Origin of the sequence: Bacillus sp. P14.5, from assembly GCF_003316765.1 — a bacterium.
Taxonomy (GTDB): domain Bacteria; phylum Bacillota; class Bacilli; order Bacillales; family Bacillaceae_B; genus Rossellomorea.
The window spans coordinates 66096-89315 of record NZ_NIJF01000060.1; the positions used below are offsets into that span (position 1 = coordinate 66096).

25 protein-coding genes and 1 pseudogene are annotated in these 23220 nt (G+C 40.3%); 9 read left to right on the forward strand and 17 right to left on the reverse strand.

The features are described 5' to 3' along the window. Positions 1 to 72: 72 nt before the first annotated feature. Positions 73 to 1035: a DUF2268 domain-containing putative Zn-dependent protease gene (locus tag B9Z54_RS07710; protein WP_113927842.1), complete on the reverse strand. Its 963-nt coding sequence runs from the start codon at positions 1033 to 1035 to the stop codon at positions 73 to 75. 189 nt (positions 1036 to 1224) lie between these two features. Here B9Z54_RS07710 and B9Z54_RS07715 point away from each other — a divergent pair, with 189 nt between their 5' ends. Beyond that, the gene (locus B9Z54_RS07715; protein ID WP_113927843.1) at positions 1225 to 1545 is read left to right on the forward strand and encodes a PadR family transcriptional regulator; all 321 of its coding nucleotides are present in this window, start codon (positions 1225 to 1227) and stop codon (positions 1543 to 1545) included. 18 nt (positions 1546 to 1563) lie between these two features. Next, positions 1564 to 2748 carry a chromate transporter gene (locus B9Z54_RS07720; protein ID WP_113927844.1) on the forward strand — a complete coding sequence of 395 codons (1185 nt, stop codon included), beginning with the start codon at positions 1564 to 1566 and terminating at the stop codon, positions 2746 to 2748. A 662-nt stretch (positions 2749 to 3410) separates the two neighbouring features. Here the strand turns inward: B9Z54_RS07720 and B9Z54_RS07730 are convergent. The 3 genes and pseudogenes from B9Z54_RS07730 to B9Z54_RS07740 all read right to left on the reverse strand — a co-directional run bounded on the left by B9Z54_RS07730 (position 3411) and on the right by B9Z54_RS07740 (position 7045). Then, positions 3411 to 3969: pseudogene (locus tag B9Z54_RS07730) on the reverse strand (nucleotidyltransferase family protein). Between the two features lie 224 nt (positions 3970 to 4193). Continuing rightward, positions 4194 to 6386, reverse strand: a complete 2193-nt coding sequence (locus tag B9Z54_RS07735) for an FUSC family protein (protein WP_113927846.1) — start codon at positions 6384 to 6386, stop codon at positions 4194 to 4196. A gap of 179 nt (positions 6387 to 6565) precedes the next feature. After that, positions 6566 to 7045 (reverse strand): GNAT family N-acetyltransferase, encoded by a 480-nt coding sequence (locus B9Z54_RS07740; RefSeq protein ID WP_113927847.1) that lies wholly within the window; start codon positions 7043 to 7045, stop codon positions 6566 to 6568. Between the two features lie 102 nt (positions 7046 to 7147). Between B9Z54_RS07740 and B9Z54_RS07745 the strand changes: the two genes are divergently transcribed. Continuing rightward, positions 7148 to 7357 (forward strand): helix-turn-helix transcriptional regulator, encoded by a 210-nt coding sequence (locus B9Z54_RS07745; protein WP_113927848.1) that lies wholly within the window; start codon positions 7148 to 7150, stop codon positions 7355 to 7357. Beyond that, a complete protein-coding gene (locus B9Z54_RS07750) occupies positions 7350 to 7667 on the forward strand; it encodes a DUF2178 domain-containing protein (protein WP_113927849.1) in 318 nt (105 codons plus the stop codon). Before B9Z54_RS07745 ends, B9Z54_RS07750 begins: the two co-directional genes overlap by 8 nt. A gap of 149 nt (positions 7668 to 7816) precedes the next feature. Here B9Z54_RS07750 and B9Z54_RS07755 read toward each other — a convergent pair whose 3' ends face one another. Beyond that, entirely contained in the window at positions 7817 to 8566 is a 750-nt protein-coding gene (locus B9Z54_RS07755; RefSeq protein ID WP_113927850.1) for an aminoglycoside phosphotransferase family protein, read from the reverse strand. Between the two features lie 863 nt (positions 8567 to 9429). Between B9Z54_RS07755 and B9Z54_RS07760 the strand changes: the two genes are divergently transcribed. Both B9Z54_RS07760 and B9Z54_RS07765 read left to right on the forward strand, forming a co-directional pair. Next, positions 9430 to 9864: a MarR family winged helix-turn-helix transcriptional regulator gene (locus tag B9Z54_RS07760; protein WP_113927851.1), complete on the forward strand. Its 435-nt coding sequence runs from the start codon at positions 9430 to 9432 to the stop codon at positions 9862 to 9864. Between the two features lie 64 nt (positions 9865 to 9928). After that, positions 9929 to 10555 (forward strand): FMN-dependent NADH-azoreductase, encoded by a 627-nt coding sequence (locus B9Z54_RS07765; RefSeq protein ID WP_113927852.1) that lies wholly within the window; start codon positions 9929 to 9931, stop codon positions 10553 to 10555. 270 nt (positions 10556 to 10825) lie between these two features. Here the strand turns inward: B9Z54_RS07765 and B9Z54_RS07770 are convergent, their stop codons facing one another. The 7 genes from B9Z54_RS07770 to B9Z54_RS07800 all read right to left on the reverse strand — a co-directional run bounded on the left by B9Z54_RS07770 (position 10826) and on the right by B9Z54_RS07800 (position 15499). Next, positions 10826 to 11356 (reverse strand): NADPH-dependent FMN reductase, encoded by a 531-nt coding sequence (locus B9Z54_RS07770; protein WP_113927853.1) that lies wholly within the window; start codon positions 11354 to 11356, stop codon positions 10826 to 10828. Between the two features lie 95 nt (positions 11357 to 11451). Beyond that, positions 11452 to 11922, reverse strand: a complete 471-nt coding sequence (locus B9Z54_RS07775; protein WP_113927854.1) for a hypothetical protein — start codon at positions 11920 to 11922, stop codon at positions 11452 to 11454. Between the two features lie 21 nt (positions 11923 to 11943). Continuing rightward, a complete protein-coding gene (locus B9Z54_RS07780) occupies positions 11944 to 12189 on the reverse strand; it encodes a YuzB family protein (protein ID WP_113927855.1) in 246 nt (81 codons plus the stop codon). A 248-nt stretch (positions 12190 to 12437) separates the two neighbouring features. After that, positions 12438 to 13034 (reverse strand): nitroreductase family protein, encoded by a 597-nt coding sequence (locus tag B9Z54_RS07785; RefSeq protein ID WP_113927856.1) that lies wholly within the window; start codon positions 13032 to 13034, stop codon positions 12438 to 12440. Positions 13035 to 13379: 345 nt separating this feature from the next. Then, positions 13380 to 14498, reverse strand: a complete 1119-nt coding sequence (locus tag B9Z54_RS07790; protein ID WP_113927857.1) for an NADH-dependent flavin oxidoreductase — start codon at positions 14496 to 14498, stop codon at positions 13380 to 13382. Positions 14499 to 14530: 32 nt separating this feature from the next. Continuing rightward, a complete protein-coding gene (locus B9Z54_RS07795; protein ID WP_113927858.1) occupies positions 14531 to 14911 on the reverse strand; it encodes an IDEAL domain-containing protein in 381 nt (126 codons plus the stop codon). Between the two features lie 165 nt (positions 14912 to 15076). Then, positions 15077 to 15499, reverse strand: coding sequence for an Rrf2 family transcriptional regulator (locus tag B9Z54_RS07800; RefSeq protein ID WP_113927859.1), 423 nt, complete (start codon positions 15497 to 15499; stop codon positions 15077 to 15079). 289 nt (positions 15500 to 15788) lie between these two features. On the opposite strand from B9Z54_RS07800, the gene B9Z54_RS07805 reads away from it, so the two are divergent. Next, on the forward strand, positions 15789 to 16502 hold the full coding sequence (locus B9Z54_RS07805; protein WP_113927860.1) for a 3-ketoacyl-ACP reductase: 714 nt from the start codon (positions 15789 to 15791) through the stop codon (positions 16500 to 16502). 394 nt (positions 16503 to 16896) lie between these two features. On the opposite strand, the gene B9Z54_RS07810 is transcribed toward B9Z54_RS07805, so the two are convergent. The 4 genes from B9Z54_RS07810 to B9Z54_RS07825 all read right to left on the reverse strand — a co-directional run bounded on the left by B9Z54_RS07810 (position 16897) and on the right by B9Z54_RS07825 (position 19748). Then, the gene (locus tag B9Z54_RS07810; protein WP_113927861.1) at positions 16897 to 17736 is read right to left on the reverse strand and encodes a cupin domain-containing protein; all 840 of its coding nucleotides are present in this window, start codon (positions 17734 to 17736) and stop codon (positions 16897 to 16899) included. A 147-nt stretch (positions 17737 to 17883) separates the two neighbouring features. Further along, positions 17884 to 18096 carry a hypothetical protein gene (locus B9Z54_RS07815; protein WP_113927862.1) on the reverse strand — a complete coding sequence of 71 codons (213 nt, stop codon included), beginning with the start codon at positions 18094 to 18096 and terminating at the stop codon, positions 17884 to 17886. 110 nt (positions 18097 to 18206) lie between these two features. Next, positions 18207 to 18707 (reverse strand): GNAT family N-acetyltransferase, encoded by a 501-nt coding sequence (locus B9Z54_RS07820; RefSeq protein ID WP_113928124.1) that lies wholly within the window; start codon positions 18705 to 18707, stop codon positions 18207 to 18209. Between the two features lie 219 nt (positions 18708 to 18926). Then, complete coding sequence (locus B9Z54_RS07825) at positions 18927 to 19748, reverse strand: STAS domain-containing protein (protein WP_113927863.1); 822 nt, start codon at positions 19746 to 19748, stop codon at positions 18927 to 18929. Positions 19749 to 20469: 721 nt separating this feature from the next. Between B9Z54_RS07825 and B9Z54_RS07830 the strand changes: the two genes are divergently transcribed. Beyond that, positions 20470 to 21324 (forward strand): manganese catalase, encoded by an 855-nt coding sequence (locus B9Z54_RS07830; RefSeq protein WP_113927864.1) that lies wholly within the window; start codon positions 20470 to 20472, stop codon positions 21322 to 21324. A 583-nt stretch (positions 21325 to 21907) separates the two neighbouring features. On the opposite strand, the gene B9Z54_RS07835 is transcribed toward B9Z54_RS07830, so the two are convergent. Continuing rightward, positions 21908 to 22279 carry a hypothetical protein gene (locus B9Z54_RS07835; RefSeq protein WP_113927865.1) on the reverse strand — a complete coding sequence of 124 codons (372 nt, stop codon included), beginning with the start codon at positions 22277 to 22279 and terminating at the stop codon, positions 21908 to 21910. A gap of 492 nt (positions 22280 to 22771) precedes the next feature. Between B9Z54_RS07835 and B9Z54_RS07840 the strand changes: the two genes are divergently transcribed. Then, positions 22772 to 23140, forward strand: a complete 369-nt coding sequence (locus B9Z54_RS07840) for a hypothetical protein (protein WP_113927866.1) — start codon at positions 22772 to 22774, stop codon at positions 23138 to 23140. Positions 23141 to 23220: the final 80 nt, after the last annotated feature.

Genomic DNA, 23220 nt, shown 5'->3' on the forward strand with positions numbered 1-23220 from the left:
ATTTCAGGAACTCAGGGTTTTCCTGGAACAGCAAACAATACTAAAAGAACGTTCAGAGAAGAAATCTGTTAGTTATTGATAATGTTCTGTGTAATTGCCTTTTTCAAAGATTTCTTTTCCGTTAAGGCTTGTCCAATCCAAAGGTTCACTTTCTGGATGCCTATCTATATAAGATTTTACCATTTTATACCCTTCCGAATAGCCATATAGCTGCGGCAGACCATTTCCGCCAAAAATAATCTCCAGGGATCTGTTATTATTATGCCTGTCTAAATCCCCTTCAATCTGCGACCAATATTTCTTGTGGTATTCTTCATTGACAGGAGTTCCTTGTATATCAGGAAATACAATCTTTTCAAACATTACTGCTTTTCCTTCGAACACAAGATTATCAAGCACCGTCTGCTGCTTTCCGCTGGTTAAATATTTTTCAGCCCAGAAACTATGATGGTATTCATGTGCTGTCACAGCCTTTAAGTAGTCTTCTGTAAAGTATTGGGAGTAAAGAATGCTGATTTTTCCGGAACCAACGGTCACTGCAGTGGAATTGTTCCTGCTGATACTGGGGAAAATGCAGACATTTGTTTCCTTACCTGCAGGAAGAAGGTCAGCTGATTTGATTAATGCTTCTTTTATCGATTCGATATATTGGCTGTTTTCAATCTTCTCATTCAGCTTCCTCACCCTGTCGAGGGAATGAGGAACTTGACCGGTGATGATTTCAGACATGTGATAAAACTCTCCGTTCGCAAAACACTGCTGGTAAATCGGATCGACCACTTCCTTTTGATAGAGGTCTTTCTGATTTGTGTCTTTGTTTATATCCAAGGCATTTATGTAATTTCCGTAGAGCTTAAAGGCGTCAATAATATGGAAGGATTGTCCATTACCAGGGTGTTTGAAAGAGTGTGTTAAATCTTCCACTTTGATACCTTCATCCTTTTTCTTCTCAGCTACTTCGTATGTCCCGGCTGTCTTATCTGTACAAGCAGCCAACAGCAAACTTCCAGCCAGTATTAGTAGTATACGTCTCATTGTTTTCCCCTTTTATTGAGTTCCTGCTATTATACCATAAAGTTCCAATTTGTTACTTATAAATGCTTCTATATTAAATCTATGTAAATCTTTCTCTTCTCCCTTGAATAAGGGACAGTTTTTTAAATATACTACTAATATCGGAATTCGATATTGATTTTCGAAATTAATGCCGAGGAGGAGTCAGATATGGAGGATAAAGTTTTGAGAAAATTGTTTCTCGGTTTCATTCATATTCATATCCTGCATCACGCTAAAGAGCATCCAGTATACGGAACATGGATGACAGAGGAACTGAGAGAGCACGGTTATAATATCAGTGCCGGCACGCTCTATCCAATTCTTCACTCAATGGAGACAGATGGACTCCTTGTCAAAGAGGATAAAAATGTTGAAGGAAAGATTAGAAAGTATTACACGACTACTGATAAAGGTACTGAAATTCTAGAGGAAGCCCGGAAAAAAGCGTATGAATTATTTAAAGAAATTAACAGCAGTGACAAAGAATAATGAAAAGAAGGTGAAAACATGAAACAGAAAACAAGCCTTAAAGCTCTTTTGGAAATACTTATCATCTCGACCAGGCTTGGACTTACCTCATTTGGCGGCCCAGTCGCCCACTTAGGGTATTTTCATAATGAATATATATTGAGAAAGAAATGGATGGATGAAAAAAGCTACGCCGATTTGGTTGCGCTTTGTCAATTCCTTCCCGGCCCGGCGAGCAGCCAGGTCGGAATCGGAATAGGAGTTATGCGCGCAGGAGCATTGGGTGGGATCGTCTCCTTTATCGGCTTTACACTCCCTTCAGTTATTGCGCTTATCTTATTCGCCGTACTGCTTACAGAAGTGGACGTCATGAACGCCGGCTGGATACAAGGGCTGAAAATTGTAGCGGTGGCGGTGGTAGCTCATGCCATCTTAGGAATGTCTGAAAAGCTCACTCCAGACCTGCCGCGGAAAACCTTGGCATTGCTTGCGTTAATAGTAACGCTGTTATGGCAAAGCGCCGTTTCACAGGTTGCTGTGATTCTTATAGCGGGTATAGCAGGTTTCTTATTGTTTAAAAATCATGCAGCCGAGAAGGATTCTGAGTTAAAAGTTCCTATCACAAAGAGGTTTGCCTTGATCTGCTTGACGTTGTTCTTTACGCTGCTGATTCTGCTGCCGATGCTTAGAGAAGCAACTGCCCTCGACTGGATTGCTATGTTCGACAGTTTCTACCGGTCCGGGTCATTGGTTTTTGGAGGAGGCCACGTGGTCCTTCCTTTACTGGAACAAGAATTTGTCCCTTCTGGCTGGCTGAGTGAAGAAACTTTTCTGGCAGGTTACGGTGCAGCTCAGGCAGTGCCTGGCCCGCTGTTTACCTTTGCTGCATATCTGGGTGCTGTCATAAATGGATGGCAAGGAGGCTTGATTGCCACAATTGCCATTTTCCTCCCGGCATTTCTATTAATTTTTGGTACACTGCCCTTCTGGGACTCTCTGCGGAGAAATCCCAAAATCAAAGGTGCTTTGATGGGAGTCAATGCGGCAGTCATCGGAATTCTGATTTCGGCTTTTTACCACCCGATCTGGACCAGCTCGATCCTTGCACCAATTGACTTCGCATTTGCAGCCGTACTGTTCAGTATGCTGGTGTACTGGAAGCTTCCTCCTTGGATGGTAGTGTTAACGGGAGCAATTGGAGGCTGGTTGATCGGAATGATATAACATTAAAATACTGCCTCCTGGTAACTTGCTGGGTGCTTGAATAAGAGAATCAAAGGCCGCTTCCGCAATAAGGTTTACTCCATCAGGCGCCTGCCCAGAGGAGTCGGATTTCTAAAAATAAGGGAAGTTTTTTCCGTTAATTACAAATACAAGCTTATTCTGGGAGTAAATAAAGGAAGTTTATTCTCTTATTTGATGGAAAAGCACATTTTTCTAGCCTGTGAAGCGATTTAAGGGAAATATATTCCCCTATTTTAGCTGTTTTCAGTGTTTATTAGTAAATAAGAGAACTTTTTTCCTCTATTTACTATCCCAAATTCTGAACCGCCTTGATAAGCAACCGATCACTGCTCCACATTTCTTTGAGTAATCAGCATCTTTCCTGGCAGGCAAATGCTAAAGCTGATGTGATAAGAAGAGACATATACAATGCTTTCAAACAAAAAAGTCAACTGTTCTTCCTATTTATGGAAGGGTAGTTGACTTTTTCTTTGTGATTAATACTTAGATACCATTTTCTGTGGCCACATAGCTTCAGGGTGGTCTTTCTAATGTTTTTCAAACTCCTAAGTTACAAGGCTGCATGAATATCGCAATCTGATGTTGTAGGAATATTCCCTGTCTGAATTTGAATTAACGCTTGTTGTATCTTGTGCAGTTACTCACTGAAAGACTTTTACCTTATTCCAAGTCGATGGCCAATTCTTCTTTATGATTCGGTCTTCATAAATGGATGCGAGATGTCTTGAGGTTTTAAAATGTGGAGTGGATCTGATTTCCATGTTTATTACGTCTTCCAACCCATGTGGAGCAGTAAGAATTAAGTTTTTCCTGCCGTCCAGCTTTACTCCCAAAGCAGTGGCGGTTTCAGGGAATTTGGAAATGGCGTCTACTGTTGAAGTGTAAGGGGGCAGATTATTGATGATGTGCATCCTGGCTTCATTTTTCACAGACCAGCGGACACCCGGAAGTAACTCTGCCAACTCATCCTCAAGCCTTTTTTCAATCGTTTCGTCAATCTGTGCAGAATCAAAGTAGACTACATCTATATCAGGGGTTTCTGTTCTAATTTCGAAGCCGTGCAGCGTATCCCAAATCTTTGATCTACCCGGCGCAAATCCACCAGTCAGGTAAATTTAATGTGCTGGCAGCCTCTAGAATATCCATCATCCACTTATCTTCTTTTATTAGATTAAGAATATCCATTTCGTTTGTAATCATTCTAATCCCTCCAACGCGAACGTATATTCCTATGATAACATATGCTCAGGTGCAGGATAAGTTTTACTTTTAGAAAGACTCTTCTCCCATTTAATATTACTCTTAAAATTACTTTAAGCATGAATAGAGCAACTACCCCATTAGAAAGAAATTTTTAATATCAATGTGGAAAGCAACACAATATTCGTAAAAAACCTTATGTAAAGAATAAAAAAGAGCGGAAATCACTTCCGCTCCCCTGCCCCTAATTCTTTCCCAAGGGCTGCTATTGATTTGTTGATCCGCCAAATATAGTACATATGATGAATCAAGTCTATCTTTCCTCTCTGTCTGCTTGGCGACAGAGTTTCAATCAGGTCTCTTTCCTCATCCAGGCTCCAAAACAGTGAATCATTCTCTTTTTCTTTTATAAGATCTTGGAGTAGATCAATGTTTTTTCGTAATTTTTCTTCTGTTTTTTTGATCACGTCCTGCAATTCAGCAGGCAGCGCTCCAGTTGTTGGTTTCCTATGAGAGGATGCCAGCAAGTGTTTGGCATAATAATTAATGGCAGTTACGACAAGCATCCATCTGCTGATTCCGGATTTTCTCATCGAGTCCGGCCTTTGGAGAAGTGACTGTGCTTCATCTTTGATTACCTGGAGCTTTTGATCTATATCGAAGGCTTGGTCAGTAAGCTCTTTAGGTTCTTTTGTTAGAAATGATTGTAAATAATCAGATGTATACTCTTTTAACTCCTCAAGAAAATCATCGAAAGACTCGGTAACTTTATCTGTCGTTTTTTTCGGCAGTATGTATGCGGATACCAGCAGCGCGATAAGTGCTCCAGCAATGGTATCGATCACTCTGGCGGAAATCAGTTCAACGCTGATGCCTCCCAGCAAGAGATCATACATGAACGCAATCAGCATGGTGATAAAAAAGCTCATCCAAGTGTACGAAACAGTAAATACGTAAAATGTCAGAAAGATGACGAGAAAGAGCAGAAATACTTCAAGAATCACATTTCCGGTCACAAGCTTTGCGGCAATGAATCCGGCTATAGCTCCTAACACTGTACCAAATGAGCGCTGAAAGCCTTTTACATAAGTTCTCCCTACTGATTCTGTACCAATTTGAATGATGAAAGTGGTCAAAAGCACCCAATATGGCTGAACGGGAGAGATGATATGTCCCGTGATAATGGCAAGGATTCCAGCGACTACCGATTGTATCGCCTTCCTTGTAGATGGTTTTAATGTCTTAGTTTCTTCATCCTTTTTGTCCTTGTTATCAATATCCTCTTCTAAAGGCTCATCATTTTTTTCTTTATTGTCGTGAATGAGTTCATCTGATGTCAAAGACTCCTGAATGGTTACGGCAGCATCGACAACATGGTTGGCGATTGACTCGATTCTTCTTAAAGGATAAACCCATTTTGGTGGTTCTTCCTCCGAATTAAGTACTTCAGCAAGAAGTAACCGAAGCTCTTGTACAGCAGATTCTGCATCCTGAAGAGCATGTGAGGAGTAACTTTGCGAAAGCACCTTCGTATCTCTTAGAGAACGGATGATCCAAACCACCAATTCTTTAATATGATTTTGTTCAAAGGCATCTAGATTCCTCAATTTTTCTACTGAACTCTTGAGTGTTTGAACGAGCATCTCAGCGTCAAAGATATAGAGTCGTAATTGGGAAGCAGTAATTCCAGGCCAAAGTTTCATCAAGTCTTCATCATTGATATCGGCTGCTACCATTCTGGAGTACTCGTTTAACCTTTGTACATTTTTATCCAGGAGTTTCTTATCCTTGTCCTTGTTATCAGGTTCTTCGATCATTTGAATTAAAAGTGTTAAAACTAAGTTTGTCTGAATGTGAAAAGAACGCATTCCCCTTCTTAACTCATGAGCGGATCCTTTGAAGATCACAAAATTATAGAGGAATGAGAAAAGCACTCCGCAAACCACCCCTATATAAAACCAGGACAAATGAGCAGCATCCAATCTTAAAATGGATGAAAAATAGGTAGTCATAAAGCCGGTCATGCCCATTGAAAAATAGCGGATTTGATACTTAGAAAAATAAAATGCACTAAAGATTATGAGGACCATCAACACGTTCAGAAAAAAAGGATGAGCGGCTGAAAGTGAACCAAGCGTAATCCCTAAAGCAGCGCTTAATCCGATAAGGAAGGTAGTGACTTTCTTTTTTGCCAGCGTATCGTCCATTACCAGCATGATGGACAACAAACCCACCATACCTGCAACGATAGCGGGGGTGACAGTGCCATAATTATATATCGTAAGTAAGAGCATCATGATAAAGACGGAAGTGATGATGCTGATCGTTGTTTTTCCCGCAGACTGAAATCTTTTTCTTCCTGGATCAGATGCAAGAAAACGCCCGATCCAGATAGGCTGGTTATGTATTCGTTTCATCGTGTAATCATACCTTTTCTAAAAACCATTCATCTTACTCATATATCGTACCCCTTATTACTTGCCTGTAATCTTAGGAGATAATCAGTTTTTAGATTCTACCATATTCAATGAATACAAATACAGTAACTTGTCTTGTTCATACTCACGTGAACTTTTTACTTAAAGTAAGAATGAATTTAAAGCAGATCTTTTCTCATCTCAATCTCATCCCTTATTGGAATTCCAGCATTTCCTATTAAGGGTATTTTCGGCTTGATTTTTCTAGCCTTTTCCACAGCATTAATGAAAAGATTAGATAAGAAGTAACCTCTTTTTTGATAAAATCTCAGGGCTTCGATGTTATCATTGGTTGTTACAAGTTGAACAGAAGTACAACCAAGTTCAGCCGCAGCTCTTTCGGTTTCATGTAATAAAGCAGAACCAATGCCTTTTCCTTCCTCTATACTATCCAAAGAGATAATCTCACACTTCTCCCCTTCAACTTTATAGGTGATTAATCCGGTAATTTCTTTACTCTCGTCATCGCAACAGAACCCATCCAGTTCACTACAGTCGTATACTCCGCTTGAAATGACCATTTCGGGACTTCCCCAATGGGCTGTAAAAAAGCTTTTAACTTTCTCTCTATGATTATCTGTAATCCTTTGTATATTCATGCTTGGCTCCTTTTTGAATGAAATGTAAAGTCCGCTTGACTTTAATATTGTGGTAAAGTACACTTTACATATCGAATCTTTCCATTAGTGAATGGAGGTAAAATGAAAACACTGATTAAAGAGAAACGGACGTTTTTAAATATGACGCAGGAAGAACTTTCACGCCAGCTGAATGTTTCGAGACAAACCGTCATATCACTGGAAAAAGGCAAGTATAAACCATCTTTGATTCTGGCACACAAATTGGCTCAAATTTTCGATTGCATGATTGAAGACCTTTTTATTTTTGAGGGGGACGAAAACATTGACTGAAACAGTAAAGGATATTTTAATCGCTTTATCGGGTTTAGGTATTGGTGTCATTTTCATGATTATTGCTGCGGTCATACAAAGAAAAGTTGGCAGAAAGATGCGGGTTTTTGATGAACGCCAGCAGCAAATCTCAAACCAGGCAAAGGCATTTTCTTGGAATGTTACCTTGATCGTTCTATTGATTGCGTGGGCAGTGGTTATAATTGTCGATGGCATTTCTTTTGCCTTCTTCTTGATGGCTGCCATCTATATTCTTCATTGCCTGTCTCTCATTGCCACTACACTTTATTACAATCATCAAAACACCTAGAGTCTGAATTCCAGGCTCTCTTTTTATTAGGCTCTTTTCTTAAAATTTGTTTCTTTTTATATAATTTTCGTAAGCTAATACCATACCTCATCGAAATCACCCTGGTAAGCAAGAAAGAAAAGAGCCTTAGGAAAAAACTATGTAAAAACTCAAAAAAACTCGTAAAGTCCTTCATCGAAGTAGTGATATTCTTCATCAGTAATTTTATAGCGGGTATAACCTTTGTAGAATGCTTTCAGGTAATCTTCTCGTCCTCTCAATCTGCCAATCGCAAGTGCTTCATCATACCGGGGGTCACCAACGGTCATGCCTGCGACATCAATAAATAAAAACACTTTCCCATTACGTACAAGAACATTATCTGTCGTTGAATCTCCGTGAATCAGCGTCTGTTTTACTGGGGATGGCTTGGTTTTCTTAAGATATTCGAGCAGTTCCATTGATCCATCCGCTTCCCCTTTTTTCAAATACTGTTCCGCTCTGTTCAACTGAACTTCCAGCCAATTTTCTTGGTGATTGGGAATTATCATTTCATGAAGCTCCTGAAGAAATCTTCCGAAGCTTTGGATCAGTTGCATTTCCTCTTCTCGAGAGCCAGCCATTTCCAACGCCTGTCTTAAGGTAATCCCTTTTTCATATGACATCAGTAGATGACTTCCTTGTTCTTCGAAATAACCATGGTAGCGGGGCATGGGTAGAAGCTGGTTATTCTTCAGTACCTCTGCTTCCGACTTCAGCCATTCTTGATACTTTGGTTGAAAAGAACTTTTTAAGATGAATGCTCCTTTGCCTGTCACTAGTTTGCGGACCTCAGAAGTACATCCCTGCTCTTCCAATAACATAATTTCCTCTATATCGCCAACGATTTTTTCAATCTCATAGACTAACTGTTCATTCACTTGTGAACCCTCCTTGCCATTGGTATTCTAGATAGTTGGTCAATTCCCTTCTTTTCATTGGAAGCCCTGTAATTCCAAGGGCATTGTAAAATCAACTGAATTTTAGACCGGAGATCAGAGGCACTTATAAGAAAGATTGAATGTATTTTAAAAATGACTCTGTATTGTTGTTTAAAAGGGTACGTTGACTTCCGTTCCAAGTGTTTGACCCCGAGGGGCTGGGCGCTGCAACTGGATTGGGGGTCTTACCTGTCCCGCTATTCCCGCAGGAGGTCGTACACCTTCCACTCCAGTTAACATATGCAGAGGAAATGAGAAATTAATATAAACAGGCGTATCAACATTTCATAATAAATTTAGTTATAAATTAAAGCTGGAATTAAAAGGAAAAGCAAGTCGATTATACAGCATTTTTCAAGTTTCTTAATTGGATGACGCCTTCTTACTGGCACTTGAACCCAAAATATCTATAACAACAATATTAACTAACAGAGCCTAAACAATAGAGGGAAGAATTCCTCTTATTTACTAGAAAGCATTAAAAAATATCTTAAACTAAGGGAAAAGTTCCCCTTATATGGATTATATCACTAGAAAATAGGTGATTTTTTTCTTATAAGGGGAAAAACTCCCTCTATTTACTTCATTATGAACTGAAATTTGCAATTAGCGGGAGAATCTCCCCTTATATTTCCCAGGATTCTTAATTTGGCAGCTGACGGCTCTGACGGTTTCCGCTATAAAACCCACTGTTATTCCAAGGGTTTTCTTAAAAAAATCTTCTAATTTGACTTCTTTTTCTCATAATATTATACTGGTTCGAGTAAATGGTCGTTATAGCAACTAACTAACGGAGGAAACCAGTGAACATTAGATTTCAAGACTATATCAGTATCAAAATTCATAAAACCGATCTGAATTTGACCAGCTATATCAAATCGATGCTGGAAGAATTCAATCTGGCTCCAGAACAGAATCTGGTCATGATGCTTCTTTGGGAAAAAGATGGCCTGACTCAAAATCAGCTTGCAGAGAATTTGGGCAAGGACAAAACCAACATTGCGCGAATGGCTTCCAACCTTGAGAAAAAAGGATTCATCAAACGGACTGGCTGCCAGGATGACCGCCGCTCCTTAAAACTTCACCTCACAGAGACAGGAAAAAACTTGGGAGAAAAGGTTTTACCAGTTGCTGAAGAATTCAACGAGTTGGTATGTAAAAATTTTTCTCCTGAAGAAATTTCAGAATTAGAACGGTTACTGAACAAGATCAATGTCAATGTTCTTGAAGAGAGGTAGAGATTCTCTTCATCCCAAATGGTTGCTATACCAACTAGAGTATATTCAACGGAGGTTATTCATCATGGAAAAAGTATTATTCATTAAAGCAAACTGCAGACCGATTGAACAGGCGGTCAGTGTGAAGCTCTATCAAACGTTCTTAGAAACTTACAAGGAAGCACATCCTGAGGATGAAATCACAGAACTGGATCTATTCCGTGAAAATCTTCCTTATTATAATAATGACATGATTAATGGGATGTTCAAGCTGTCAAGAGAGATGGAATTGACTGATGATGAGCAAAAAGCCGCTGACACAGTCAATAAATATCTAAATCAATTCCTTTCTGCTGATAAAGTCGTAATTGCCTTTCCGCTATGGAACTTCTCTGTACCTGCGGTTCTTCACACATATCTTGACTATATGGCACAAGCCGGCAAAACGTTTCGTTACACAGCTGAAGGACCTGTCGGCTTGCTTGGCGACAAGAAAGCAGTGCTGCTGAATGCTCGTGGAGGAGTCTATTCAGAGGGACCTGCACAAAACTCTGAGATGTCAGTGAATTACGTGCAGACCATGCTGAGCTTCTGGGGAGTGACTGATATTCAAAGTGTAATCATCGAAGGCCATAACCAATATCCTGCTCAAGCTGAAACCATCATTAAAGAAGGTTTAACAAAAGCCGCAGAACTGGCAGGCCTTAAATAAACAATCTTTCCAAAAAAGAAGTGGCAGCCCGTTAAAAAGGCTGACCACTTCTTTTTTGGGCTCCTATTCGTAAACTTTGCTGCTTTAAATATGAATCGGGCTAACATAACGCCTTAATTCACATTATATATCCTGTGGTAAGCAAGAAAGTATAGAGCTGCTCACCCCGAATAGAGAGAAAAAACTAAGTAGTCGGCGATATCCGAAGGAACAATTTCGCGCAAAAAAAACCTTAGTTTTTGAAAGAGGCTGTCTTTGATCCACAGCTTCCTATTTAGAAGTATGGAGCTTTAACATCTGTTTGCTCATCGTTTCCATTCTATTCAAGACGTCTTCATTAATTATGGTGTTGCTTCCATCAAAGCAGGAATTATGAACAAAGACATTCCTTGCCGGCAATACCCCTTTAAGGAAAGCGATAATTGGCTTTAAATGATACTCAGGAACAAGATAATGTTTTTCGGATCCGGCTGTTGCCACCATACCGACTACCTTACCGTCAAAACCTTCTTGCGGTATATGGTCAAACAGATTTTTCAGCACACCTGAAATGGAAGCCTGATAAATCGGGGTGCCGATGACAAGTAAATCAGCTCCTAGAATGGTTTTAACCACATTCTGAGTATCTGAATTGTATTTTTCCAAAGGATATCCTTTTACCATTTCTACGTCATAGTCCTTTAGGTCAATCATTTCTATTTCCAGGCTTTCATCCAATCTGCCAGCGGTCTTTAGTGTTTCTTCCACGGCAATGGCGGTTTTTGATCCAGCTAACGCACCTGATATTCCAACAAGCTTCATAAAAAACTACCTCCCAATGAACATCTTATGCTTTTATAACCAACAATCTAACTATTTTAACAATTCTAGATTACCATATAATTAGTAAATATTCGTTAATTTAGCTTACGCTTAGGGAAGTCCAGTATGAGCTTCAGATGAATTGTAAGAAAAATGACAAGAAAAGCAGCGGCTGGCAGCCATTCAAGCGGAACGATCAAATCTGCTGCATAGGCAGCCAGAATGGGTAGTGGCAGCGAAAACACAGCCATTTTCCATAAGTATTGATACTTCAATTTGCGTTGAAGTGCTGCTGCAACACCAACGAGCAAGACAGTCATCAGTGATATTCCCGCCAGTACAGCGAATGCTGCAAAGAACGGGCTCAAAACAAGGAATTGGAGAAGGAAAAGAGCATCCTCCCCGCTTCCGTTCATGTAAACTTCCACAAAACCTGGAAGATTGATAATGATGACAAGAGAAAACAAATAAAGCAATGTATAGGTTAAATTTGTTTTATTTAAAAAAGTACGCGCTTTTTTGTTTGGCAGCTTTAAGGCATTAATATATATTTGAATCAATTTCATGCTAACCCTCACCATTCTATCCTACGCATAAATCGCAAGTTCTTTTTCTATATGTTCTTCAATCTTTTCTAAGCATTCTTCGGCAGTCTTGGCAAAGATCCGTTTACCATTCACTATAGCATAAGGGCGTTTGGCGCACATACCGCAAAAGGATAAACAAGTATTCTCCAGGACAGAGACTTCGGGATACTTGGTTTCCAGTATCTCTTCCAGGTTAATAGAATTAATTAAACTGCCGTCGCATATTTCCACAACTACAATTCCCATTATTGCACCCTCCTCTATGTTGAGTGTTATAGTCCAAGGCTTGACCTTTAGCATTTTCATCAATTTAAATGCCTATTATAACAAAAAATATTTACTATTCCTGCAATAAAAACGACAATTTCAAAAACCCTGCCGCTTGGAACTTAGTGACAGGGTTTCTTAGGCTGCCTATCCATTAGTACAGAAGGCTGAAACAGCCAGCTGGAAAACATATAATCTGTTTTTCTTACTATCTAAAAAATTTTAGTTTATAGGTTCTTATAGTCACTTTCAGCATTAAGCCACCTTACACAAGTATTAACATCCTTTCTTTTTCCAGGCGGTACCTCTCTTTTTGGATAACCAAAATAGAGAAAGCCCAGCACGTCGCCTTTATGGGACAAACCGAACAGCTCTCTCATCTTCCCATGATAAGCCGGTTTTCCAGTTCTCCAAAATCCACCGAGCCCCAGACCGTGCCCAGCAAGCAGCATATTCTGGATGGCTGCATACACCGCTCCATATTCTTCTACATCAATTACCTTTGGGTTGTCAGCCGTTGGTTCCACCGCCACTGTGATTACCAAGGGTGCCCTGTAAGGTTTAGCAAGGGTTTTCTCCAATTTCTTTTGGTTCGCTTCACTGGAGGGATCGTCCATGCTCTCCATTGCAATCTCTGCCAGAACACTTCCAAGGGGTTTTCTTCCTTCACCTGTCAAAACAAAGAAACGCCAAGGCTCTGTCCGAAAATGGCTTGGTGCCCAGCTCCCTGCCTCCAGAATTTGATTGATGACCTCATCAGGGATCGGTTCATCCTTTACTAATCCCATACTTCTGCGTGTATTGATTGCTTCAAAAATGTCCATGCCTTCACCTCAAAAAATAATAAATTATACCCTGCTACTTATATATGTTAGTACTGAAGGATTTACTAAGATTATTTAGCGGGAGCTTTACCTACCAACTTTGGTGCCAAGTTGTGAAATCGGTTTATTTGCTTTTGGAGTGTCGGAGATCAGAGTATTAATAGTAAGCGTTAATTAACTGGAGGTCGTTCGTGGTGAAATAATAAATAGATACAGCTGCCTTTTACACGGCCAATTTCTTTATAAGCTGCCAAGTTGCCTGAAAGATTTACCGAACTGCTGGGTATTTTTTAACGTTCCAATTCAACAATTAAAGCGGCTCAAAACGGCCGCTTCATAGTTTTATTATTTTACAGGGAACCATCCTGGTGTATTGATGATGGCGTTCCAGAGATAATCAGGGATAACCAATTTCTCTTGGTCACCTTTGGAAAGCGTGACAGCGATGTCATCTTCTCTGCCCTCTTCGACTTTTTGTACCCAATCTGGTTCCATGATCAGTTCCCTGCCCAGCGCCAGGAGAGGTACTCCAGCATTAATCGCTTTTACCGCTTCTTCAGGAGTATGGATGCCGCCTACTCCGATAAGCGGTGTGCGGTCACTTATAGTTCTTAGTAAGTACTCAATTCTTGTTTGGCCGGCTTCTACTCCCCTTCTTGGTTCAGACCAGAAGTCCATTAGGGATACGTGAAGATAATCAAGGTCCTGTTCGGCTAGCTTATCGACAAGTACAAGGGTGTCATCCATTGTAATTCCCGGTGTTTCCGGTTCTTCCGGCGAGAAGCGGTATCCGATGATGAAAGAATCATCCCCGTATTCAGCGGCTGCTTTTTTAACTTCGTCCACAACTGCCAGTGGAAAGTTCAAGCGGTTTTCCAGGCTGCCTCCCCACTTATCCCAACGGCGATTGGAGTGAGGGGAGAAGAATTGCTGCAGAAGATACCCGTTGGCACCATGGATTTCGACTCCATCGAAGCCTGCCTGGATTGCGCGGCGGGTAGTTTCACCAAAAGCAGTAATGATTTCTTTAATTTCCTTTTCTTCCAAGGCTCTTGGTGTGTGCTCATTTCCTTCAGCTGCCACGGCACTTGCGCTTACAGTATCTCCATTTGGCACTAGTTCAGGAGGGCAGGCTCTTCCTCCATGAAAAATTTGCAGGATAGCTTTTGTACCCTGGTCTTTAAGAGCATCCGCCAGCCTTTTCAAGCTTGGAATCATCTCGTCACTGTCAGCACCAAATTCTCCGGGGAATCCTTTTCCATCCGGAGTGACATTAGTGCAGGCTGTGATGGCCATGCCAACACCTTTAGATCTGCGGATGTAGTAGTTAATTTCTTTGTCTGTAACAGTACCATCAGGATTTGATGCGAAGTTTGTCATGGGAGCCAGGACAATCCGGTTCTTCAACTGTACCCCATTTTTAAATGTAAAAGATTTCATTAACGCATTATACTTTTCATTCATTTCCAAACACTCCAATTCAAATAAAATCATTGTTAATTTACATGAGGAAAATTTAATCTGCTGTGAGCGGATAATTGTTTTCCAATATCCTCCTCGCTGACAGCCCCGCTTTCAAAACCATGCAAATCAGCGGACAGCTGTTCAAACCATTCCTTATCATGTGTTAGAAGAGCAAGATCAATCAAGTCGATGATATCTGCTTTTGTTTTTCTCAGCGACTCTGGAAGTGCTGATACAGAATGGATTTTTGTCTCGATAGAACTTCCTGCTACTCCATCCTGTTCTGCTTGTACTGCTTTTATTTTTACTGATTTACTGGCATCATTCACGCTTTCAATATAGCCGATGACGATTTCACCTTCAAATGACTTGGCCTTAACCCAATCTCCAACGATAAAGTTTTTCGTGTTCATGCCATTCACCTTCCTATAAGTGTAATTTAATAAGTTACAGTTATGCTAAAAGAAAAGCCTAAATGCTTTGGACACTTCAGGCTCTATTTACTATCTTTATTATTTACCTCAAATTTCTTACTGTAATCATATAACTTACAGTTTAGATTGTCAAATCATCAGTTTTCACTTTATATGGCTTCTGATTTGATTCAAAACCGACTCTATCGTGGTTTTATCAAGATATTCAGCGAAATATTGATCTGCTTCTGAGAATATGCCATTGACCACTTCTTGAATATTAGTCGAGATCATACAGGATTCCTGCCGCTCCCCTTTGCACCAAGTCGGCTTGATTGCCCCGTAAGAGACGGAACGATATACCTGTCCCAGTGTAATATCCTTTGGTTCGGCAGTAAGTGTATATCCCCCGCCGGTCCCTTCTTTTGTTTTGACGAAACCACTTTCGCGAAGGCAGCTCATGATTTTCCGTACTCTTACCGGATTCGTTGCCACATTATGAGCAATTGACTGGCTGCTTGCCATATGATCGGGCAAATACGCTAAATAGACTAAACTGTGAACGGCAATCGTAAATTCACTATTCACTGCAATCACTTCCTCCAGACTTCTTACTGTAATGATATGATTTACAGTTGTACATGTCAATGGTACCGGGTTCCAAGGTGCGTGGGTAAGTATAAATTTTTTGAATATCCTATAGCTTCATTCTACATACATACTGCCTTTTCAAGGAAGGCCATTTGGGAAAGGATATCGCTTCCTTAAAAACGCCACACTAATAAAAATATTTTAATCAAAGCAAATTTCTTGCTTTCTAAACAGCTTCAAGCCAAAATCAATTGAAGAAAAACCAAAGGAGAAAGGAAGTTTTGAAATGGACTTAAAAGGAAAGTCAGCACTTATAACAGGCGGTGGACGAGGAATTGGCCGTGCTGCAGCAATCGCCTTAGCAAGGGAAGGTGTCAATATCGGACTGGTCGGGTTGACGAGCGAGAATCTTGAAAAGGTTTCTGCTGAACTGGCTCAGTACGATGTAAACGTCTCTGCTGCTGCAGCTGATGTATCAGATCTTGAATCCGTTACCCAGGCAGTCGGGCACATTAGGTCCGATTTAGGAAGCATCGATATCCTTATTAACAATGCAGGTATGGCGAAATTCGGCGGATTCCTTGACCTTGAACCAGAGGAGTGGGAAAAGATCATCCGGGTTAACTTGATGGGAGTGTACAATGCCACCAGAGTCGTACTGCCTGAAATGATTGATAGAAAAAGTGGAGATATCATCAATGTTTCATCCACTGCGGGGCAAAAAGGAGCTCCTGTAACCAGTGCTTACAGTGCATCAAAATTCGGTGTATTAGGACTGACAGAATCTCTTATGCAGGAAGTTCGCAAGCACAATATCCGTGTAACGGCTCTGACGCCGAGTACGGTTGCTACAGATCTTGCTCAGGAAAATAACCTCTTATCTGGCGATACAGAGAATGTCATGCAGCCGGAGGATCTTGCTGAGCTGATGGTTTCCACTTTGAAACTGAACCGCAGAGTCTTTATTAAGTCTTCAGGCATGTGGTCCACGAATCCCTAAGTGATAAGAAGAGTAATAATTAGAAGCTCAGGTTTCTCATGCACAATAAAAGGCTTGGAAGGACTCCCTCTAAGCCTTTTTTCGTTAAAGCAAAGATAATCATTTAATATTCTTTTAATTAGGCTCTTTTCCTAAACTTTGTTGCTATTTGTTACTAATTCTGAAAAATTAACCATAATAAGAGGAGGGAAATCCGGGGACACCTAAACGAAAAGAGCTGCTCTACCCCGATAAGAGATAAAACTCTTAGGATCAGGGGGGAAATCCGGCTCTTGGGATTTTTCCGAAAGCAAAAACATATGCAAAAACAGCCTTTAATCAAAACTAACCTATATCATTCTCACTCTATTGCCGTACTGTCCTCTATGTCCCTGTGCTCTTTATTGGTATATTCTCAACCCTCCGCAGCGATTGCATCAGCTTTCATTTCATGCACCGTCCCAAAAGGATGTTCAGGTGGAGTATAAATTGCATAAACTTTCATCGGTATATCCCCGGTGTTGGTTATGTTATGCCACATTCCTGCTGGAATCATAACAGCATAATCTGCGTATGCATTTTGTCTGAAGCTCAAATTATTCTGTGTATCTCCCATCTCAACAAGTCCTTGCCCCTCTTCAATGCGAATGAATTGATCGGTAGTCGGGTGCACCTCCAACCCGATATCATCCCCTACATCGATACTCATTAAGGTTACCTGCAAGTGATCACCGGTCCATAGGGCTGTCCGAAAAGTATCATTTTCTATGGCTGCTTCTTCTATATTGACAACAAATGGTGTCGAACCTTTATCCTGTAATCTCCTGGCTGCATCCCACCTTAAATAATTTAAACGCAATGCATTGTCTCTCTGTCCTGCAAAGGCGTAAAGAAATGCATTCTGCATGATGGGATTCAAAGTGCCGAAGAAATTGCTCCGATACTCTTCAGAATGGTCAAACTCAGCTTGAAAAACTCTTTCTAAACCATCCTGATAGTTGGTGAACGCTATCTGTTTAACCTGGCAGGCAGGCTGCTGTCCTGTAGTTTGTATAAATAAATCTATGAAGGGTCTTGAATAAGTATCTTTGCATCTCATGGCGTCCAGTAATACACTTTGATGTTCCTGATTCGGAGCTGCGTTTGCCAGGTTGCTGTATAGGTTTATGATTTCAGCATTTCGCGTAATCGTCGTTAATAATTCATTAACTATCTCCTGCTCTTCCAAATGATTGGTGTTTTGATATAGAGTCAAGTCTTCTCATTCCCTTCTATGGTTATACAAACATATCATATGCCCAGGAGCTTATAACGTACATAAATTGGAAATTTTACAATGTTAAAAAAATATATAATAAAAAGCAGATCATTCTGATTCTCAGTGGTGATCTGCTTTACTTACTCACTTCCTTTTCTTCTTCGTAGTATCAGACGCCGCCTTTTTTATCACTTTTTCCACAAGGACATAGACGTGAACTTTGTTTTCATTGATTTCGATCTTTAGCACTTTTGCTTTACGGCCTTTAATTTTTAGTTCTTCTCCTTCAAAGGGAATTCCCTTCCGCAGTTGCTGCAACAATAGATTTCGTTCTTCGTAAAAATAAACAATATACATCCTGCTCACCTGCTTCAAATGAATTGAAGTGCCTTTTCATCACTATATGAATGCTGAAGTGAATAGATACGGAATGACGAGCCAGGAAATGCAAAATGAGAAAATTATTATTAAAGAAGCTGATTGATATCCTTCCAGCCATAAACAGATTCTTGAAGGGGCTTACCCGCTATTTCTGTTGTTAAAGTATCGATTTTTTTACCATGCAAAGATTCATAGAAGGATTTAGAAGGATTTTTTTCCAAAACTATCACCACCATGGAGAAGATTCCCCTGTTAATCAAGTCACTGATGACTGGTTTGACGAGTGATTTTCCTAAACCTGATCTCTGGTACTCTTTTAATATATAAATAGCGTATAACTCGCCATGATAGTCGGGATAATTACCAGATCTCTCTTCTCCGCCGCATGAGAAACCGACAATCTCATCCAGTTCATTCTTTGCAATATAAACGGTCCCTTTTTTCAGTATCTCCTTCCATTTGCGTTCTCTGCTCTCATAAGTCATTGCTTGAAGGTAAGACTCAGGAACTAATCCTCCATACGTGGTCTTCCAAGTATCTACTTGAACTTTTGCTATACCGATAGCATCTTTCAACCGCGCTTGCATAATCTTCAACTATATTCTTCCTTTCCAAATGATCTATGTCCAGTTCCCTTGGCAGGTCATTGTACTATACTGTTTCTTCCGGCTATTTTCGCAGAGGTTGCGGTCTTTATAAAGGTATTCGATTTCCCTTCCATCTCAAAGATATCAATAAAGTGAACTCTAAAGATATAATCTTAAAGAAATGAGTATATGAAAAAACGCACCAATAGGTACGTTTCTTCATTGCATATTTTCCAATGCTTGTTTCACACTTTTAAAGGTATTTTGGCTGCTGTTCGTTTCAATGCCGATACTGATGGCCTTCTTGGCCAATTGAGGGGAAATTCCCGTCGAGATCATCTGGATTCCCAAAAGCCGGAGCATACGCCTAACATTTTGAATAGTGACTGCGGCAATGTCATCAATTTCACAGACTCCGGAAAAATCCACTATCAGGTAATCGATTTTTAATTCATTGACCTTTGGCAGGACGGAATCGACTAAGTGGTTGGATCTATGCTGATTCAGTTTTCCCACAAGCGGTATAACGGCCATCTTTTCTGTTAAGGGAACGATTGGAAAAGAAATGATATCAATTTCCTCTTTAAATTCTTCTTTCACTTTGGCGTTATACTCCTCGAAAGCAAAGACCGTTTCCTCCAGGCTGATATCGAGCATGTTATTAACCTTTTTTACTATTAAAGTATAGTCTTCAGTTGAAAGCCCGAAGGTGGAGGTCCATTCAGAGACAAGGTCTGTAAAAACTTCCCTTGTAGGTGGATAACGGCGAATGATTTCAGAGATTTTTCCGTTTGCTGAAACCTGATCATAGGCATTCTGTTTGCTCCATTCGAGGAGTTCAGCCGGCATAGTCTTTCCCTCATACTTCAAAGAAGTGCTGAGAAAATTTAAAAAGGACTTATACATTGTGACTGCCCTTTCCTTTTCAGTTCGGGGAATTTCCAGCGAAATAAGATCAAGGACTGAATCAACTATCTGCTGTGATATCTCTGTATTCTTCTCTTCTAGGAATTCAGCAAGGTTGTTCATCTGTGGTTTCAATAGAAGATGCTCCTTAATTTTTCTTTTAGTCTCTTTTCTACTCTTACTTTGTAAGTATGAAAAGAGCTGCTCTCTCTTTGAAAAAGGACTGTTCTTTACACAGTGGAATAATCAGGCTTCAAGGATTTTTCCTATAGCAACAATTTTGGAATAACAACTTTCTATTATTATAACAAGTTTAGCCTGGATCTTGTACCTTCAAGGAAAAGCTTAGTTCAATTAGTTCTTTCGGTCTATCTCATTCAATCTTTACTACAAACGCTTGTATAGTTTATGTTAGTGCAGAGCTTCCAAAACCTTCGCTTGACCCACCTAATCCCTTTCTTGATAAATCTTGAATTACTCTTTAACGGAGAAGTATCCATTATAGTTTTGACCTCTAACCTGTTTCCCTATGAGTTATCAGTCAATAACTGACCTCCAAAAACATGACCTCCTCCCTATTAACTTTATCGTTCCCAAGATAATCTTTCATGACTTAGATATTGGTCTTTTACAACTATTTACAATGGTTATCATTATATCAGTCTAAAGAGGAGCTGTTTGTTCAGGTCTGTTATTGGAAATGCTCGTTACTTTGATGCCGTTGCTATTCAATGTCCGTATCCAGTCTTTTGCCGGTTTATGTTCCAATTTTCCTCCTCCCTAAATTTAGACAAACACACAATATAAGCGTTCCAATATGATAAATAGAAACTTTTTTATAAAGGGGAAATGTCCTGTGTTTTATCATATAAAGGAACTGCAGTACCAAGCAAAACCAGATCGTCCAGACCCTTTGTTTGCAAAGCAGCTGCAAGAGGTGCTTGGAGGGCAGTTTGGTGAAATTTCCGTTGCTCTTCAGTATCTGTTTCAAGGGTGGAATGTAAGAGGAAATGGAAAATATAAGGATTTATTGATGGATACAGGCGCCGAGGAACTTGCACATATTGAAATGCTTGCTACGATGATTGCCAGATTGCTGGATGGGGCACCTGTTGGGGATTTAGAAGTTGCAGCGAAGGATCCCATCATAGGTGCGATTCTTGGCGGCATGAACCCTCAGCATGCGATCGTCTCCGGTTTGGGAGCCATGCCTGCAGACAGCGTTGGCAATAGATGGACCGCTGACTACATTATTGCCAGCGGAAATTTACTGGCTGATTTCAGAGCTAACCTGAATGCTGAATCCCAAGGGCGTCTTCAAGTCGTACGGCTATACGAATCCACGTCTGACCGGGGGGTAAAAGATATGCTGTCATGGCTGATTGCCCGGGATACAATGCATCAAAACCAATGGATTGCCGCCATCAAGGAATTGGAAGCAAAGGAAAACGTGGTAGTTCCGAGTACTTTCCCAAAAGAATTGGAGAAGAGAGAAGTATCTTATACTTTATTCAATCTTTCCAGAGGAAACAAGAGTGCGTCTGGAAGATGGGCAAGCGGACCAAGCATGGATGGAGAAGGGACTTTCAATTATGTTGAAGACCCGGTGCCGTTTGGGCCGAAGCCTGCACTGCGACCCGCCCCTGCTTATATACATGATACTTTGCCTTCCGTCCTTAAAAGCGATATGATGCCTCCGAATATGTGCTGAAGCTGGACGCATAAAAACAAATTCATCCTGGTCTGCCCCGACAGGCTAAATTTTAAAGAAAGGCTCTGATAAAGAGTATTGTTGTTTCTAAAAGGTATGTTGACTTCCGTTCCAGGTGTACGACTCCGCGGGGCGGGCGGTGAGCCTCCTCAGCTTCGCTTCCGGGGTCTCACCTGTCCCGCTAGTCCCGCAGGAGGTCACACACCTTCCACTCCAGTCAACAGTGCGGAGGGACTGAGAATCCATAAAAAACTGGACTTATCAACTTTTCTTAATTGAAATGATGCCTTCTCACAGGCACTAAAACCCAAAATATTTTATAACAACAATATTAACTAACAGAACCTAATGATAAAAGGCGGTCTTACCGTTTATTCTCTTTGGGTTATTGGCCGGGGCATAGGCGCGGATACCATAAATGAAAAAAGCTGCCCGGAATATACGAGGGCAGCTGTTAATTTTTTGAGCTTGCTTTAAAACTGCGTCCATAATACATACTTTAATATGCAATCATAGTTAAGGTTCCAATACCCCCTGCTGATTCCACAGGGGGTATACATAAATACTCTCATTATCAGTTAGCTCAAGCAGGCTGGTTTGTTCTGAGCTTATTTCTGCTTATTTTCAAAATGAGCAGGAGCAGGTAGATTGATGCAAGAGGCAAAAAGGCTTGAAGTGTGTACCCGGGAAGGACTCCAAAAACATAGCTCCCCAGAAGAACCACTAAGACATAGATAATAGTCCATGATAATCTAGAAAGGTTCACTCCCTTTTCAGGCAGCCCCTTCTTGAATGTTTCGCCCATCATCACTAAAAATATTGAAGCGAAGATCATCACTATAAATAATAATGGCCGTAAAAATTCAGGCAAGTAGAAATGGCTCCCAATAGTAAAATAAGTGATTAAGGAGAAGACAGCAAAAAGGTGAATGTTGTACTTTAGTATTGGCGGCATGGTTTCCTCCCTCCTTATCAATTTGACGATACACACCAGTAAATGGTTTCAGAAATCAGCAGAATGTTTGCAGCCCAGGTTTTCGGCATCTAATACTTATCTTTGTAAATGGCTCTTTTCGTAAACTTTGTGGCTATATAATACTAATTCCCGAGTAAAACAGCCTTTATTCTTCGGGAAAACCTAGTTACATGAAAATAAAAGAGCTGATCCTTCAGATTTGAGTAAAAACCCTTAGTACTCGGGGATTTCCGAAAGCAACAATGTAGGCCAAAATAGCCTTATATAAAGGATAAGTATGAAAATTCAGCTAAGTCCTCAGTTATATCTTCAATTGAATATTTCGAAGATTTGCTCTTAATACCAATATACAGGAGATCGACTCAGCTTCCCACCTCTTTGTTCAAAAAACTTTTTACTTTGAAACAAAATCACTTCTGCTTCAGTTAAATGGATAGACATTAAAAATTTAAAAAGACCAGGAGGAAAAATATGAACAGGAATATGACTATATTACTTTTTCTCTCTGCTACCATTACCCTTGGTGCCTGCCGGATTGAGAGTGGCAGTTCAAATGGAAACATACCTAAGGAAAATCAGGAAATATCACAAGAAAACGAGGTAATGTCAGATGAAGAGAAGACCTCTGCTCTTGCGACGATGGAAATCTATAACCAGCTTCACAAAGGAATGAGTTATGAAGAAGTTAAGGAGATTATCGGCTCTGAAGGCAAAGCTGCCACAGAAGAAGGAGATGTTGATGGGGTATTTATTTGGGACGGAAATAACCCCAATTCATTCATGAGCGTTTCCTTCCAAAGAAACAAGTTGATTAGGAAAACTCAAATGGGGTTGAATTAATAAGGCTCTTTTTATACGAAAATGGGTCTGATGCTGTTTTTGGCAAAAAAAAGCATCCTCCCAAAAATAAAATAATTATT

Coding starts and splice junctions, on each gene's coding strand:
- B9Z54_RS07710 (WP_113927842.1), bottom strand. CDS start 1,035: ATGAGACGTATACTACTAATACTGGCTGGAAGTTTGCTGTTGGCTGCT.
- B9Z54_RS07715 (WP_113927843.1), top strand. CDS start 1,225: ATGGAGGATAAAGTTTTGAGAAAATTGTTTCTCGGTTTCATTCATATT.
- B9Z54_RS07720 (WP_113927844.1), top strand. CDS start 1,564: ATGAAACAGAAAACAAGCCTTAAAGCTCTTTTGGAAATACTTATCATC.
- B9Z54_RS07735 (WP_113927846.1), bottom strand. CDS start 6,386: ATGAAACGAATACATAACCAGCCTATCTGGATCGGGCGTTTTCTTGCA.
- B9Z54_RS07740 (WP_113927847.1), bottom strand. CDS start 7,045: ATGAATATACAAAGGATTACAGATAATCATAGAGAGAAAGTTAAAAGC.
- B9Z54_RS07745 (WP_113927848.1), top strand. CDS start 7,148: ATGAAAACACTGATTAAAGAGAAACGGACGTTTTTAAATATGACGCAG.
- B9Z54_RS07765 (WP_113927852.1), top strand. CDS start 9,929: ATGGAAAAAGTATTATTCATTAAAGCAAACTGCAGACCGATTGAACAG.
- B9Z54_RS07770 (WP_113927853.1), bottom strand. CDS start 11,356: ATGAAGCTTGTTGGAATATCAGGTGCGTTAGCTGGATCAAAAACCGCC.
- B9Z54_RS07775 (WP_113927854.1), bottom strand. CDS start 11,922: ATGAAATTGATTCAAATATATATTAATGCCTTAAAGCTGCCAAACAAA.
- B9Z54_RS07780 (WP_113927855.1), bottom strand. CDS start 12,189: ATGGGAATTGTAGTTGTGGAAATATGCGACGGCAGTTTAATTAATTCT.
- B9Z54_RS07785 (WP_113927856.1), bottom strand. CDS start 13,034: ATGGACATTTTTGAAGCAATCAATACACGCAGAAGTATGGGATTAGTA.
- B9Z54_RS07790 (WP_113927857.1), bottom strand. CDS start 14,498: ATGAATGAAAAGTATAATGCGTTAATGAAATCTTTTACATTTAAAAAT.
- B9Z54_RS07795 (WP_113927858.1), bottom strand. CDS start 14,911: ATGAACACGAAAAACTTTATCGTTGGAGATTGGGTTAAGGCCAAGTCA.
- B9Z54_RS07805 (WP_113927860.1), top strand. CDS start 15,789: ATGGACTTAAAAGGAAAGTCAGCACTTATAACAGGCGGTGGACGAGGA.
- B9Z54_RS07815 (WP_113927862.1), bottom strand. CDS start 18,096: ATGTATATTGTTTATTTTTACGAAGAACGAAATCTATTGTTGCAGCAA.
- B9Z54_RS07820 (WP_113928124.1), bottom strand. CDS start 18,707: ATGCAAGCGCGGTTGAAAGATGCTATCGGTATAGCAAAAGTTCAAGTA.
- B9Z54_RS07835 (WP_113927865.1), bottom strand. CDS start 22,279: ATGCCGCCAATACTAAAGTACAACATTCACCTTTTTGCTGTCTTCTCC.
- B9Z54_RS07840 (WP_113927866.1), top strand. CDS start 22,772: ATGAACAGGAATATGACTATATTACTTTTTCTCTCTGCTACCATTACC.